General features: G+C 61.8%; 13 protein-coding genes. 5 read left to right on the forward strand and 8 right to left on the reverse strand.

The features are described from left to right. Positions 1-24: 24 nt before the first annotated feature. The 5 genes from katG to RO069_RS02825 form a co-directional block, all read right to left on the reverse strand. The gene (gene katG / locus RO069_RS02805; protein WP_328185218.1) at positions 25-2196 is read right to left on the reverse strand and encodes a catalase/peroxidase HPI; all 2172 of its coding nucleotides are present in this window, start codon (positions 2194-2196) and stop codon (positions 25-27) included. 392 nt (positions 2197-2588) lie between these two features. Next, a complete protein-coding gene (locus RO069_RS02810; protein WP_328185219.1) occupies positions 2589-2810 on the reverse strand; it encodes a DUF2835 domain-containing protein in 222 nt (73 codons plus the stop codon). A 185-nt stretch (positions 2811-2995) separates the two neighbouring features. Continuing rightward, the gene (gene htpG, locus RO069_RS02815; protein ID WP_328185220.1) at positions 2996-4888 is read right to left on the reverse strand and encodes a molecular chaperone HtpG; all 1893 of its coding nucleotides are present in this window, start codon (positions 4886-4888) and stop codon (positions 2996-2998) included. Positions 4889-5042: 154 nt separating this feature from the next. After that, a complete protein-coding gene (locus RO069_RS02820; protein WP_328185221.1) occupies positions 5043-5492 on the reverse strand; it encodes a PaaI family thioesterase in 450 nt (149 codons plus the stop codon). Next, complete coding sequence (locus RO069_RS02825; protein WP_328185222.1) at positions 5489-5959, reverse strand: PaaI family thioesterase; 471 nt, start codon at positions 5957-5959, stop codon at positions 5489-5491. Before RO069_RS02825 ends, RO069_RS02820 begins: the two co-directional genes overlap by 4 nt. 239 nt (positions 5960-6198) lie before the next feature. Between RO069_RS02825 and RO069_RS02830 the strand changes: the two genes are divergently transcribed. The 4 genes from RO069_RS02830 (at position 6199) to RO069_RS02845 (ending at position 10364) form a co-directional block, all read left to right on the forward strand. Beyond that, positions 6199-7458 carry a M48 family metalloprotease gene (locus RO069_RS02830; protein ID WP_328185223.1) on the forward strand — a complete coding sequence of 420 codons (1260 nt, stop codon included), beginning with the start codon at positions 6199-6201 and terminating at the stop codon, positions 7456-7458. Positions 7459-7646: 188 nt separating this feature from the next. After that, positions 7647-8207 carry an SCP2 sterol-binding domain-containing protein gene (locus RO069_RS02835; protein WP_328185224.1) on the forward strand — a complete coding sequence of 187 codons (561 nt, stop codon included), beginning with the start codon at positions 7647-7649 and terminating at the stop codon, positions 8205-8207. Continuing rightward, entirely contained in the window at positions 8204-9388 is a 1185-nt protein-coding gene (locus RO069_RS02840) for an iron-containing alcohol dehydrogenase (protein ID WP_328185225.1), read from the forward strand. Before RO069_RS02835 ends, RO069_RS02840 begins: the two co-directional genes overlap by 4 nt. Positions 9389-9593: 205 nt before the next feature. After that, entirely contained in the window at positions 9594-10364 is a 771-nt protein-coding gene (locus RO069_RS02845) for a substrate-binding periplasmic protein (protein WP_328185226.1), read from the forward strand. A 30-nt stretch (positions 10365-10394) separates the two neighbouring features. Here RO069_RS02845 and RO069_RS02850 read toward each other — a convergent pair whose 3' ends face one another. Further along, the gene (locus RO069_RS02850; protein ID WP_328185227.1) at positions 10395-12881 is read right to left on the reverse strand and encodes an ABC transporter permease; all 2487 of its coding nucleotides are present in this window, start codon (positions 12879-12881) and stop codon (positions 10395-10397) included. Further along, the gene (locus RO069_RS02855; RefSeq protein ID WP_328185228.1) at positions 12881-13600 is read right to left on the reverse strand and encodes an ABC transporter ATP-binding protein; all 720 of its coding nucleotides are present in this window, start codon (positions 13598-13600) and stop codon (positions 12881-12883) included. The genes RO069_RS02850 and RO069_RS02855 overlap by 1 nt, the downstream gene beginning before the upstream one ends. Before the next feature lie 79 nt (positions 13601-13679). Here RO069_RS02855 and RO069_RS02860 point away from each other — a divergent pair, with 79 nt between their 5' ends. Then, the gene (locus RO069_RS02860) at positions 13680-14351 is read left to right on the forward strand and encodes an arylesterase (protein WP_328185230.1); all 672 of its coding nucleotides are present in this window, start codon (positions 13680-13682) and stop codon (positions 14349-14351) included. Between the two features lie 10 nt (positions 14352-14361). On the opposite strand, the gene RO069_RS02865 is transcribed toward RO069_RS02860, so the two are convergent. Then, positions 14362-15372 (reverse strand): YheT family hydrolase, encoded by a 1011-nt coding sequence (locus tag RO069_RS02865; RefSeq protein WP_328185229.1) that lies wholly within the window; start codon positions 15370-15372, stop codon positions 14362-14364. Positions 15373-15508 lie beyond the last annotated feature (136 nt).

Genomic DNA, 15508 nt, shown 5'->3' on the forward strand with positions numbered 1-15508 from the left:
GCCCCGAGGGGCGCCGGGTCAGTTTCAGGACTGGACGTCGAAGCGGTCGTTGTTCATGACCTTGGTCCAGGCGGCCACGAAGTCCTTCACGAATTTCTCTTCGTTGTCGTCCTGGGCGTACACCTCGGCATAGGCCCGGAGGATGGAGTGGGAACCAAACACCAGGTCCACCCGGGTGGCGGTCCACTTCTTCTGGCCGGTCTTGCGGTCACTAACCTCGTAGAGACCATTGCCGGTCGGCTTCCAGGCGTAAGCCATGTCGGTCAGGTTGACAAAGAAGTCGTTGGTCAGCTGGCCTTCACGGTCGGTGAACACACCATGCTTGGTGCCGCCGTAGTTGGCGCCCAGGGCGCGCATACCACCGATCAACACGGTCATCTCCGGCGCGGTCAGGCCCATGAGCTGGGCACGGTCCAGCAGCATTTCCTCCGGCTTGACCACATAGTCCTTCTTGAGCCAGTTGCGGAAGCCATCCGCCAGCGGCTCCAGCGGCTCGAAGGACTCCGCATCGGTCATCTCGTCGGTGGCATCACCGCGACCTTTAAGGAAAGGTACCCGGACGTCGTGACCGGCGGCCTTCGCTGCCTTCTCGATCGCCACGCTGCCGGCCAGTACGATGATGTCGGCTACGCTGGCGCCGGTGTCGGCGGAGATCTGCTCGTACACCTTCAGCACCTTGGCCAGGCGATCCGGTTCGTTACCCTGCCAGTCTTTCTGCGGGGCCAGGCGAATTCGGGCACCGTTGGCACCGCCACGCATGTCGGAGCCACGATAGGTTCGGGCGCTGTCCCACGCAGTGGCGACCATGTCACTGATGCTCAGGCCGGCGGCGGCAATCTTTTCACGAACCACTTCTTCTACATAGTCGGTGTTGCCAGCCGGGATTGGATCCTGCCAGATCAGGTCTTCGTCCGGTACTTCCGGGCCGATGTAACGCGGCTTCGGACCCATGTCGCGATGAGTCAGTTTGAACCACGCCCGGGCGAAGGCATCCTGGAATTTTTCGGGATTCTTGCGGAAATCCTCCAGAATCGCGCGATAGGTCGGGTCCATTTTCATGGCCATGTCGGCATCGGTCATGATCGGGTTGTGGCGGATGGACGGATCACTGGCATCCACGGGCTTGTCTTCTTCCTTGATGTCGACAGGCTCCCACTGATGGGCACCGGCCGGACTGGTCCGGTTTTCCCATTCGTGGTCCAGCAACATGTCGAAATAACCCATGTCGAACTTGGTGGGCTCCTTGGTCCAGGCACCTTCAATACCAGAGCTGACGGCGTTACTGGCCTTGCCTTTCATGTTGGGGTTGTGCCAGCCGAAGCCCTGGTATTCAACGTCAGCGGCTTCCGGCTCACGTCCCAGGGCACCGGCGTCACCGTTACCATGGCACTTGCCGACGGTATGGCCACCCACTGTCAGGGCAGCGGTTTCCTCGTCGTTCATGGCCATGCGGGCGAAGGTCTCTCTCACCTGCCCGGCGGTCTTGAGCGGATCCGGATTGCCGTTGACACCTTCCGGGTTGACGTAGATCAGCCCCATCTGGACCGCCGCCAGGGGATTTTCCATGGTGCTGGGATCGTCCACGTTCTCGTAACGCTCGTCGGAGGGCGCCAGCCACTCCTTTTCCGCTCCCCAGTAGACGTCTTTCTCGGGGTGCCAGATATCTTCGCGGCCAAAGGAGAAACCGAAGGTCTTCAGGCCCATGGTTTCATAGGCAGCATTGCCCGCCAGGATCATCAGATCGGCCCAACTGACTTTGTTGCCGTACTTCTTCTTGATCGGCCACAACAGACGACGCGCCTTGTCGAGGCTGACGTTGTCGGGCCATGAGGCGAGCGGTGCAAAACGCTGGTTGCCGGTACCGCCACCACCACGACCATCGGCAAGCCGGTAACTGCCGGCCGCGTGCCAGGCCATGCGGATCATCAGGCCGCCATAGTGCCCCCAGTCCGCCGGCCACCAGTCCTGACTGTCGGTCATCAGGGCGTGCATGTCTTTTTTGAGTGCGTCGAAGTCAAGTTTGCGGACTTCCTCGCGATAGTCGAAGTCCTCCCCCATCGGATCGGTCTTGCGGTCATGCTGGTGCAGGATGTCGAGGTTCAGACCTTCCGGCCACCAGGCGGTGTTGTTCTGGCTTGCTGAAGTGCTACCACCGTGCATGACGGGGCACTTACCGCCACTGTTATTATCTGTCATCGGTCTCTCCTGTTTACTGCATTGGCAAAGGGCATCTTTGGCAAGAGCACTCCTTAATATAGGTCATCCACAGGCGCCTGCTTGCTGATTTACTTGAAGCTTTTCTAACACCTTTATAGCGGATGGCTATGGTGCTCCATGGGTCGCTGGGTCCCGTCAGGTTGTTACTGGGCCATGGCATAGTTGCCCCAGTAGCTCACCAGGATGGTCAACACCTCTTTCCGGGGGGCAATTGCTTTCGCGTTGATGACTGACATGGCTCAACTCCTTCCTGATCGGTACGAACACACCATAGCCCGCGGACCATCAAGAGATGAAATTGATTAAAAGTAAGCTCCTGAAAGCTTTTATTTATCGATGACGATCAAGGTGGCGATTGGGATAGCGACCGGCTATTGCAGTCGTTCAATGGAGGCGAATTTGCCCTGGTCGTCGAACAGGATGCGGAAGCTGCCGCGAATGCCATCACGGAGGTAGAAGCGGGAGAGGATGCGGGCCGGGAAGCGGACGGAGCGTCCGTCCCGGGCCGTGGTATGGACATCCCGGGCGGCTCCGTTATAGAGCTTGATCCACTCTTCCGGGCCGATCTGGATGTCCACGATGATTTCTTGCATGTTTAATGAGCTTGGAATTGGGGAAAGTCGCGCCTTGGTATCCTGTTTCGGGACACGCCGTGAATACATCCATGTAGGCTCTTCAAAAACGTCCCTGTTTTTGAAGGTCCCGAAACAGAATCCCAAGGCACGCCCTCGGTCAACGGGGCATTTCCTACTCTAGTTGACTATAACCCCATCTATCTCTAGTTCGATAGCTCGAGCAACAACCGGTTAAGCCGGCTGACATAAGCACCCGGGTCCTTCAGTTGCTCGCCGCTGGCCAGGGTGGCCTGGTCGAAGAGGACGGCGGACAGTTCGCTGAAGCGTTCGTCGCCCTTCTCGCTTTCCAGGCGTTGGACCAGCGGGTGGTCCACGTTGACTTCGAAGATGGGCTTGCTCTCGGGTACCTTCTGGCCGGCGGCTTCCATGATTTTCTTCATCTGGTTGCCCATGTCGAACTGGCCGACCACCAGGCAGGCCGGTGAGTCCGTCAGGCGCTTGGTGACGCGCACTTCCTGGACACGGTCCTGCAGGGCGGTCTTGAGGCGTTCCAGCAGGCCTTCGTGTTCTTTCTCGGCCTCTTCCTGCTGTTTCTTGTCGTCCTCGGTTTCCACCTCGCCCAGGTCCAGGTCGCCCCGGGCCACGTCCTGGAGCTGCTTGCCGTCGTATTCGTTGAGGTAGCCCATCATCCACTCGTCGATGCGGTCAGAGAGGATCAGTACCTCGATGCCTTTCTTGCGGAAGACTTCCAGATGGGGGCTGCTGCTGGCCGCCGTATGGCTGTCGGCGGTGATGTAGTAGATCTTGTTCTGTCCCTCTTTCATGCGACCGATGTAATCGTCCAGGGACACGTCCTGGGTGCTCTCGCCGGTGTGGGTGGAGGCGAAGCGCAGCAGGCCGGCGATTTTCTCACGGTTACCGAAGTCTTCCGCCGGGCCTTCCTTGAGTACGGAGCCGAATTCGTTCCAGAAAGTCTGGTAGTCCTCCGGGTTCTTCTTGGCCATTTTCGACAGCATGTCCAGCACCCGCTTGGTCATGGCGTTGCGGATGGATTCCACGGTGCTGTCGTTCTGCAGGATTTCCCGGGATACGTTCAGGGACAGGTCGTTGGAGTCGATCACGCCCTTGGTGAAGCGCAGGTACAGGGGCAGGAACTGCTCGGCGTCGTCCATGATGAACACGCGCTGCACATAGAGCTTCAGGCCACGGGGGGCCTCACGGTTGTACAGGTCGAAGGGCGCCCGCTTGGGGAGGTACAGCAGGCTGGTGTAGTCGAGCTTGCCTTCCACCTTGTTGTGGGACCATGTGAGCGGGTCCTCGAAGTCGTGGGCGATGTGCTTGTAGAACTCCTTGTACTCCTCGTCCTTGATCTCGGTACGCGGCAGGGTCCACAGGGCGGTGGCATCGTTGACGGTTTCGTACTCGTCCTTTTTCTCTTCTTCCTCGGACTCGACCTTCATGACAACCGGGAAGGAGATGTGGTCGGAGTACTTCTTCACCAGGTTGCGCAGGCGCCAGCCGTCAGCAAAGTCTTTCTCGTCCTTCTTCAGGTGCAGCACGATGCGGGTGCCACGGCTGTCCAGGTCCACGTTCTCGATGGTGAACTCGCCATCACCGCCGGATTCCCAGTGTACGCCCTCGCTCTTGTCACTGCCGGCGCGACGGGTAAACACTTCCACCCGGTCGGCGACGATGAAGGAAGAGTAGAAACCAACGCCAAACTGGCCGATCAGCTTGCTGTCCTTCTTTTCGTCACCGGAGAGCTGCTTCAGGAACTCAGCCGTGCCGGATTTGGCGATGGTGCCCAGGTTCTGGATGATGTCCTCGCGGGTCATGCCGATACCGTTGTCGGCCAGGGTGACAGTGCCGGCCTCGGCATCGTAGTCCAGGCGGATCTTCAGGTCCGGATCGTCCTCATACAGGCTGTCGTCCTTCAGGGCCGCGAAACGCAGCTTGTCTTCCGCGTCGGACGCGTTGGAGATCAGCTCCCGCAGGAAGATTTCCTTGTTGGAGTACAGGGAGTGGATCATCAGTTGAAGCAGCTGCTTCACTTCGGTCTGGAAGCCAAGGGTTTCTTTGCGGGTTTCAACCGTCATGGTGGAGTGTCTCCTGCTTTCTTGCACACACGAATACGACAGGCGCCGCCTGCCCCGGTGAGGGCAAACGGCGCGGTTAACCATTGCGTGGAGCTAGATTTGGGGGCCCCGTGGGGCTTTTCAAGGCTTGTAGGTGAACGACGGATGTCCGACGTTACTGGTCCAGCAGGAAATGAGCCCGTGCGGTGGCGATAGGCTCCCGGCGGGACTTCTGCCAGGCATTGATCATCACGTTGGCCACCCGGTTGCCCTGGCGGGTCAGATGGCACTCGGCATAGGTCTCCCGGTCCAGGCCGGCGCGCAGGTAGTCCAGGGAGAAGTCCACGATCCGGGGCACCCGGAAGGTGTCCTGGGACATCATCAGGTAGATGGCGGCGGATACCTCCATGAAGCCACCAATCACGCCGCCATGGATGGCCGGCAGCAACGGGTTGCCCAGGTTGGAGTCCTTCCTCGGCAGGCGGAAGATCAGGTCATCGCCGAAGCGTTCGCACTGCAGGCCGATGTAGCCGGCGTAGGGAATGCTCTCCAGCAGTGGGGAGAAATCACCGGTTTCACGGGTTTGCCGCAGTACCTCTGCCATGTTCTTTGTCGCACCGCTCATTGCCCTACCCCCGCGATCATGTCACGGAAGGCCTTGGGCGTTGCCTCCTTGCCGATACGCATGAAGGTACCGACGCAGGTTGCGACGACCTCGCCGTCTTCCTGGAAAGCCTCACAGCGGGTGAAGGCAATGTTGCGGGTCATCTTACGGATCTCGGCCCGGGCATGGACCGGCTTGCCCGGTTCCGCCGGGCGCATGTAGTCCACCCGCAGGTCGAGCGTGGGGCAAAGCTCGAAATCGTCCAGGCCGCAGATCATCACCGAACCGGAGGTGGTATCCATCAGCGTTGTGATGGCGCCGCCATGGATCACACCGGTTTCCGGGTTGCCAATGATCCGTTCGCTGTAGGGCAGGCTCAGCGTCAGTTGCCCCGGGGCGGCGTTCACCACGGTCAGGCCAAGTTCCCGGGCCTGGTTCAGGGTGTTGATGAACCGTTCGACACGGTCCGCGAGGTCTTTGTCAGTCATGGCAGTCCTGTGATTTACCGGAAAAACGCGCCGGGATCATACCCTATTACGGGTGTCCCCTGAATATTCACCACTGGCTCAGGCTACAGTTTCCGTTATCATTGACCATGACCGTCCCGCACTTTCCGCGACGGCCGGTGCCCCCCGGAAAACCGGACGGTCAGGACAACATTACAGGACCAAAGACGTCATCTGGCAAGGAGATCCCAGTGAAACCATGTTATTCCAGCAGGGCCAGGATGGCCCTTCTACTTCTGATCAGCGCCCTGGTCATGATGACCAGTGGTTGTGCCACCAACCCGGTAACCGGGGAGACGCAACTGTCGCTGATTGGAGAGGGTGAGGAACACCAGATGGGCCAGGAGAATTACCGGCCCACCATCCAGACCCAGGGTGGTCGTTTCTACCTGGACCCGGAGCTGACCACCTATGTTCAGAATGTGGGCAACAAACTGGCCGAAGTCAGCGATCGCCCCGACCTGCCCTACGAGTTCGCCGTACTCAACAGCAGCGTGCCCAATGCCTGGGCGCTGCCCGGGGGCAAGATCGCCATCAACCGGGGCCTGCTGGTAAAGCTGGAGGATGAGGCCCAGCTCGCCTCCGTCCTCGGTCACGAGATTGTCCACGCCGCTGCTCGACACAGCGTGCAACGGATGCAACAGGGTATGCTGCTGAGTGCCGGCATGGCCGGAATCGGGCTGGCCCTGGGTGACAATGAGTGGGGCGGACTGATCATGGGGGGCGCCGCCGTGGGCAGCCAGTTGGCGCTGTCCCAGTACAGCCAGTCCCATGAGCTGGAAGCCGACCGCTACGGCATCGAGTACATGGTGGACGCCGGCTATGATCCCCAGGCGGCCGTGGAGCTCCAGGAAATCTTCCTCGAGCTGTCCGAGGGGCAGCAGTCCAGCTTTATCGACGGCCTGTTTGCCACCCACCCGCCATCCCAGGCACGGGTGGAAGCCAACCGGAGACTGGCCCGGAAGTACGACAGTGGCGGATACCGGGGCCGCGAGGAATACCAGAGCAGGATCGCCGAAGCCAAACGCCTGCAGCCGGCCTATGAGCTACACGACGAGGCCCTGAAGCTGGCCAGTGAGGAGGAGCTTGAATCTGCCCTGGCCAAGGTGAATGAGGCCATCGAGATGGCGCCCCGTGAGGCCGCGTTCTTCGCCACCCGGGCACGGATCCAGGAAGCCCTGGAACACCCGGAAAAGGCACAGGAAGACTACGACCGGGCCGTGGAGCTGTATCCGGAGATGTTCAGCTATCGCCTGTATCGGGGCCTGAGTGAACTGGACAGGGGTAACCTCGATAAGGCGCAGGCGGACCTGGAAGCCTCCGCCCAGGTGGTTCCGACCTCCATTGCCTACCTGCGACTGGGAGATATCGCCGCCCGGAAGGGCGACCGGAACAAGGCGGCCGCCTACTACAATGAAGTCGCCAAGGCCGGGGGCGAGATCGGCGAAGAAGCCCGCCGCAAACTGTCCAACCTGCAATAACCCTGCCCCGGGGCCCGGTGGGGAGTCCATCCCCGCCGGGTCCCGCCCGATCCTTCCCCGCCCGCAGATCAGGCATTGACTTGTTAGAGCAATAACTCTAAAACGGCAGTCAGAGGTCGGGAAAATCGTGGCCAGTCCGTCGATCTTTCCGACACATGCTCCCCAGGCTCAAAGCACAGGTGCCACCCATGCTTGCAAAGCTGACCCGTTCCGCCGCCCTCAGGGCCAGACGACAGTACGTCCGGACCATGTTCCGGTTCATGGGCCACGCCCTGGAGGCCATTTCCCGCAGCGACCAGAAGGTGATCGACGACGCCCGCCCGTTACCGGAAGGCTTTGTCTTCCAGATGATGGTTTTGCCATCCGGTCCCTCACTGGTGCTGGAACATACCGGCCAGGGTGAGTTGCGATACCTCGGCGATGACTATGATGGCAAGGTGGATCTGTCGATCCGCTTCAAGCACATGGCCCACGCCTTCCTGGTGCTGTCGTTCCAGGAAAAGACCACCGAAGCCTTTGCCAACGACCGCATGGTGGTGGACGGGGATATCGGCTACGGCGTCCGCATGACACGAATCCTTAACCGTCTGGAGTCCATCATCCTGCCAAGGCTGATCGCCAGCCGGGCCGTGAAGGAGTATCCGGCGGATCTTGGCCTGCTGGAGAAGGTACCCGGCGCCATTGGTATCTATCGCCGGGTACTCACCGGTCTGATCCGGGACCTTAGAAAGGAGGCACTACCGATATGAGCCGTTATTACGAGTTCTTCTGTCCGGTCAAGGTCATCGCCGGCCAGGCCGCACTGGAGCATCTGCCCTACGAACTGACCGGTATTGCGTCCACCCGGCCCATGATCGTGACGGACCAGGGCGTCCGTTCGGCCGGTCTGCTGGATCCGGTGATTGCCGCCTGCCAGGAAAGCGACGTCACCATTGCCGCCATCTATGACGAGGTACCTCCGGATTCCTCCACGACCACTGTCCGGGACATTGCCAACCTCTATCGTCAGCAACAGTGCGACGCGCTGATAGCCATTGGCGGCGGTTCCTCCATCGACACAGCCAAGGCCGTGAATATCCTGGTGTCCGAGGGCGGCGACGATATCGCCGAGTACAGCGGTGCGGGGGTCCTTACCCGCCCCCTCAGACCCTTCTTCGTCATCCCCACCACCGCCGGCACCGGCTCCGAGGTCACCTCGGTGGCGGTGATCGCGGACCGGGAGCGGTCGGTCAAGCTGCCGTTCACCTCGTCGTTCCTGCTGCCCAATGCCGCCATTATCGATCCCCGGATGACCCTGACACTGCCACCGCAGATTACCGCCGCCACGGCCATGGATGCCCTCACCCATGCCACCGAGGCCTATACCTGCATGGCCAAGAACCCCCTCAGCGATGCCTACGCCACCGCAGCGATCAAAAAGATCGGGCGTTCCCTGCTGTCAGTCATGGACCATCCCAGGGATGAGGAAGGCCGGCTGGACCTCGCGGAGGCCTCCACCATGGCGGGCATCGCCTTCTCCAACTCCATGGTGGGGCTGGTCCACGCCCTGGGGCATGCCACCGGCGCCCTCTGCCACCTGCCCCACGGCCTGTGCATGAGCCTGTACCTGCCCTATGTACTGGAGTACAACCTGGAGGATATCCGCGAGCCGCTGTCAGAACTCCTGCTGTACCTGGAAGGGCCGGAGGTCTGGACCGCAACGCCCGCCTCCCGTCGAGCCGAGGCCACCATATCCGCTATCCGCCATCTGCGGGATGAGCTGCACCACCGTTGCGAACTGCCCCGGACACTCCGGGAAACCGGCAAGATCGGCGAGGATCAACTGGACGCCATCGCCCGCCAGGCACTGGATGATGGCGCCATTATCTACAATCCCCGTGAGGCCTCACTGAAAGATATTCAGAACCTACTTGAAAAAGCCTGGGGTTAGGTTTTTGACAACTTTCCGGGTTGATTCGCATAGCGAAACCGGTAACAATCAGCCGACTTACCTTGGTTTATGCCTTCCAGGCATATTTCCTGGATAATATGTTTGCCAAGGTAGGCGGTCTTGCATGGAGCATTCAGTCCGAACCCTGCGGCATGGATGTCTGACAATTACATGAACCACCGCCTCCACAGGGTCTCTGCTGTCTATGCTGTGTGCTCCCATCCGCCGTTTTGTCATGGCCGCTCTCGTCGCCTTTCCGGTTGCCGGCCTGACCAGTGAAACCGCTCCCGATAACGAAGCGCCAGTCCTCAAGCTGAATGTGTCCACTGGCGGCTATCCCCCGTACCTGATCGTCTCCGAAGACCATGAATACAGCGGCATTGCCTATGACGTGGTGACCCGCATCGCCGACCGGATGGGGTATCGGGTGGAAGCCCACGAGATTCCCCGCAAGCGGGTGGACGGCCTGTTACTGGACGGTCTTATCGACGCCAGTCCCCGGGCCCGGGAGTGGACCGAGGAACCGGACAAATTCCTGTTCACCGATACCATCGTTCCGGTGCGGGAGGTGTTCTTCAGCACCACCGAATCCGACTTCCGTTACCGGGGAGAGCATTCGTTACGAGGCATTACCCTGGTGACGCCCCTGGGGTACAAATACCCCCAACTGCAACCCCTGTTCGACAGTGGCGTCCTGGAACGGTACGAGGTATCCCAGGACCGGGATATCTTCACCTTCCTGCTGTTTGGTCAGGGCATCGACGCTGGTGTGGCGGACATGGCAGTCGGCCAGTGGATCATTCGCCAGAATGACTGGCAGGGCAAGTTCAAGCACAGTGACCATGCCATCAGCGAGTTCGGCTACCGGCTGATGGTGCGCCCGGGCTGGACGGCGTTTGTCGAGGCCTTCAACAAGCGACTTGAGCAGATGAAGACCAGCGGTGAACTGGAGGAGATTCTGGATCAGTACCGCTGACCCGGCATGCCCCTGTTACAGGCGCCGCAACTATTCCAGGCGCCTCAATAACAGCATCGGGCTGACCTGCAGCACCGGCCTTAACTGCCAGCGCCCAAGCAGGGCCAGGACCAAGGCGCTGATCAGGGGAATTGGCAGCGCCACCGCCCAGTGCCACCGGAACTCGCCACCGAACATCCGGTATTGCAGGGCCCAGACCGCCGTCTCGGCGGCCAGTACGCCCAGGATGCCCGCCAGCAACCCGGCCAGGCCGAATTCCAGCATGGTGCTGCGCACCAGCAGGGACTGCTGACCACCCAGGGTCCGCAGCAGCGCCCCTTCACGCTGCCGGTCCTGCAGGGTGGCGCTCACCACCGCCGCCATCACCACAAGCGACGCCGCCAGGATCAGCGCCAGGATGGCCTCGATGGCCTGGGTCACCTGTCGGACGATCTGCTGGATGCGCTCGATGATGTGGTCCACCTCCAGCAGCGATACCGTCGGGAACTGTCGCGTGAAATCATTCAGCGCCGATTTCTGGGACGGCGGCAGATAAAAACTGGTGATCCAGGTGGCGGGCAGCCCTTCCAGGGCCCCGCCGGGCGGGAACGCCATGTAGAAGTTCGGCTTCATACTCTCCCACTGCACGGTGCGGATGCTGGTAATGGGCTCGGCAATGATGTCCGAGCCCACGGTAAAGCCCAGCACATCCCCCACTTCAACGCCCAGTTCCGCAGCCAGTTCCGCCTCCACTGACACTCCTTCCTGTTGCTGGTCGTTGACCCAGGTGCCTGCCACGATGCGGTTGTCCTCCGGAAGATCCTCCATCCAGGTGAGGTTCAGTTCCCGGTTCAGGGCGTTCACGCTGTCGTCCTTGCTGACCACCTGACGCACCGGCTCACCGTTGATCTCGGTAAGGCGCCCCCGGACCATGGGATAGACCGTGTCCAGGCCTTGCCCCCGTTCGTCCCAGAAGGCTTCCACCTCGTCCACCGCTTCCGGGGCGATGTTGATCAGGAAATGGTTGGGGGTCTGTTCCGGCAGTTGGGCCTGCCAGTCCGCGAGCAGCGAGGAACGCACCAGGACCAGGGTGCTGGCCAGCATCAGGGTCATGGCGAACACGGCAATCTGGGACAGGCTGGAACGACGGTGGCGATACAGCCCCACCAGGGCCAGTCGCCAGGCGTTGCCACCACCGGTCACCCGGCGCAGCCCCATCACCAGCACCCAACCCAGGAACGCCAGAATGCCCAGCAGCGCCACCAGGCCACCAATCAGCGCCAGTACCAGCATGATCTCCCGGGCATAGAGCCAGACCAGGCCGAAGATCGCCACCACAGCAATGGCAATATCGGTCCAGGCCCGACCGTCCGGCTCCCCGGGCTGGCTGCGCAACACGCGCATGGCCGGTACGTCCCGCAGCCGGCGGATGGGCGGGTAGGCAAACGCGAACAGGGACACCAGCGCCGTGGCCAGGGCGGGCGCCAGGGCCGGCACATCCACCACGAAAGGCACGTCCTGCTCCAGCACCTGTTCCATCAGGTTATTGAGGAACGCATACACCGGCAGAGCCACCAGCAGACCGCCAGCCATGCCCACAACACCCCACACGGCAAGCCGTGCCAGGTACATGCGTCCGATCCGCCGGCCGGACAGGCCCAGGGTCTTCAGTAGCGCCACCGTGTCCCGCTGGCCGACGGCGTACTGGCGACTGGCAACCGCTACGGCGACCGAAGCCAACAATACCGCGATGCTGCCACCGAGCAGCAGGAACCGCTCCGCCCGGTCCAGGGACTCCGACAGGGTGGCGCCGTCGCGGATACTCTCCCATTCATGGGATGGCTCCAGACGGGGTTCAATCCACTGGTGAAAGGCATTCAGCGCGGCCTCATCGCCGGCAAACAGGTTGATATACTCCACCCGGCTGCCTTCCTGCACCACCCCCGTGGCGTCCACATCATCCGCATGGATCATCACCCGGGGCGCCAGCCCGGTCATATTGAAGCCGCCGTCCGGCTCCCGTACCAGCAGCCCGGAGATCTCGAGCGTCAGGTTGCCGATCTCCACGGAATCGCCCACCTCGAGTTCCAGCAGGCGCATCAGGCGTGGGTTGAGCCAGGCTTCGCCGGGACGCGGACCCTGATCCAGCAACTGCCGTTCACCATCGGGGCTCGGCTGGTACTCCACCTGCCCCCTGAGGGGATAGTTGTCACTGACCGCCTTGACGGAGACCAGCTGGAAACGCTCACCACCGCTGAGCATGGTGGCGAACTCCACCATGCGGGCGGTTTCCAGGCCCCGGGAGCGGGCCTCCTCCCGCCATTCCGGCGGGATGGGCTGACCGTGCTCCGCCTCAAGCTGGCGATCGCCGGCCAGGAAGGAACTGGCGGAGGTGATCAGCGTACGCTGCAACTGGCTGGCAAACAGCGCGATGATGGCCACGGTCGCCACTGCGATCACCAGGGCACTGAGCACCACCCTGACATCCCGCTGGCGCCAGTCCCGAGCTACGGACCCCAGGTTACGGCTGGCTGACATCAGGCTGTTACCTCCTGGTCCGTTTCCAGATGACCGGCGTCAATGGTCAGACGGCGCTCGCAGCGGGCGGCCAGGGTCTCATCGTGGGTAACCATGACCAGTGTGGTGCCCTGCTCCCTGTTCAGGGCCATGATCAATTCCTGGATTTCCTGCCCGGTCTGGTTGTCCAGGTTGCCGGTGGGCTCATCCGCAAACAGGATCACCGGCTCACAGGCGAAGGCCCGGGCGATGGCCACCCGTTGCTGCTCGCCCCCGGACAGCTGACGGGGGGTGTGGGTCAGGCGGTCACCCAGGCCGACACGCTCCAGCAGTTCCCGGGCCCGGGATTCAGGGTCGGCAAAATCCGCCAGCTCCAGGGGAAGCATGACGTTCTCCAGGGCACTGAGGGCCGGCAGCAACTGGAACGACTGGAACACGAAGCCCACCCGGCGGGCCCGCAGGGCCGCACGCTCGTCCTCGGAGAGCCGGCTGACGGCCTTGCCCTCCAGCACCACCTCGCCTTCCGACGGGGTGTCCAGGCCGGCCAGCAGGCCCAGCAGGGTGGTCTTGCCGGAACCGGAGCGACCGACAATGGCCACCGACTCCCCCCGCTTGATTTCAAGACTGACCCCTTGCAGGATGGTCAGAGATTCATGGCCCAACTCAACACGCTGGGTCAGGTTGCTTACCGTCAGGATCGGTTCGGAAGGCTGGCTGGGTCCACTTGAAAGGTCTGTCACATCTGCTCCGGGAACTGATTCAGTGTCTGTCACTCTTAACCTGCACTTTCACCTGCAAAGAGGACACTCGATGTTCGCTATGCCTATTGGTACGGTATTTTCCCGCCGGAGATCAACGGTTTTCGTGTTCTGGCTGCTCGCCAGCCTGACATTGCTGGCGTCCGCCTCCGCCCAGGCCAACACCATCCTGGTCATGGGCGACAGCCTGAGCGCCGCCTATGGCGTGGAAACCGAGACGGCCTGGGTCAACCTCCTGCGCCAGCGCCTGGACAAACAGGACACCGGGGACTGGCAGGTGGTCAATGCCAGCATCAGCGGTGAAACCACCGACGGTGGCGCCCGTCGTCTGCCGGATCTGCTGGATAAGTACCAGCCGGACATTGTCATCCTGGAACTCGGCGGCAACGACGGCCTGCGGGGCTTCCAGCCAACGGTCATCCGGGACAACCTGTCCGCCATGATCGAGGCCTCACAGGAAGCCGGCGCCCGGGTACTGCTGGTGGGCATGCAGATCCCCCCGAACTACGGCCCCCAGTACACACGGCTGTTCGCCGAACTGTACCCGGAGTTATCCGACCGGTACGACACCGCGTTGGTTCCCTTCTTCCTGGACGGGATCTATAACCAGGACAGCATGATGCAGGGAGACGGCATCCACCCCACTGGTGAGGCCCAGCCGCAATTGCTGGAGAATGTCTGGCCACACCTCAGGCCGCTGCTGGAGCAGAACCTGGCCAAGGGCCAACCATAAACCTCAGGTACTAGTGTGCCGTGCGGCGCAGGAAGTCCACGGCCCGCTCATCGGACCAGTACCAGCCATCCCGATGGCGTTGGACAAAGCCTACATGGCCACCGTGACGGGGCGCCTCAAGGGTGGTCCAGGGCCCCAGCAGCTCCCGGGAATCCGGGAAACAGTCCCGGGACAGGAAGGGATCGTCAACGGCGTTCACCATCAGCGCGGGCACCCGGATATGCCTGAGGCGGAACAGCGACGAAGCCCGGTGCCAGTAGTCCCGGGCGCCCTCGAAACCATGGAGCGGCGCCGTGTAACGCTCATCGAACTCGTGGAAGCGCCGGATGTCGTCAAAGCCGTCCATGGAGATCCGATCCGGAAACCGCCGGGCTTTCTCGGCCATCTTCGCGCGCAGGTCGGTGATAAAACGGGACATGTAGAGCCGGCGGCTGGGCCGGGCCAGCACATCCGCGCCCCCGGCCAGGTCGCAGGGCACGGAAAAGGTCACCGCGCCGGCAATGCGGCTGTCCACCGCCTCCCCCTGCTCCCCGAGATACTGCAGCGTCAGGTTGCCACCCATGCTGAAGCCGGCCAGGGCCATGGCCCGATATCCCTGGGCCAGCCCGTGGTCCACGACCACCCCGAGGTCATCGGTGGCGCCGCTGTGGTAGAACCGTGGCTGGTGGTTCATCACGCCACCGCAGGAGCGGTAGTTCCACGCCAGCACATCCCAGCCGTCGGACAACAGGGCCCGGGCCAGTCCCAGCACATAGGGCCTGCGGCTATGCCCCTCCAGACCGTGACAGATAACCGCCAGCCGCGACGCACCCTGCTGATACCAGTCCAGCCACAACTCATCGTCATCCGGCGTGGGGATGGACTCCACCACCGGTTCCCGCATCGCCACCTGACGGAACAGGCTCGGCCAGATCGACTGGGCATGCCCATTCCTGAGCCACCAGGGAGCCCGGTAGGCGTCCACAAAGTTGTCATCGGCGACGGTGTTGCTATCGCTGTCGGGAAGCGCGGATTCAGACATGGATGATTTTTGATTCCTGTGTTTTCAGGGGCTTGACCCTCCCCCCCAAAGACCTTAATATGCGCGCCATCTTGATGCCAATCCCCGATAGCTCAGTTGGTAGAGCAACGGACTGTTAATCCGTTTGTCGCTGGTT

Origin of the sequence: Marinobacter sp. OP 3.4 (assembly GCF_036224885.1) — a bacterium.
Taxonomy (GTDB): Bacteria; Pseudomonadota; Gammaproteobacteria; order Pseudomonadales; family Oleiphilaceae; genus Marinobacter.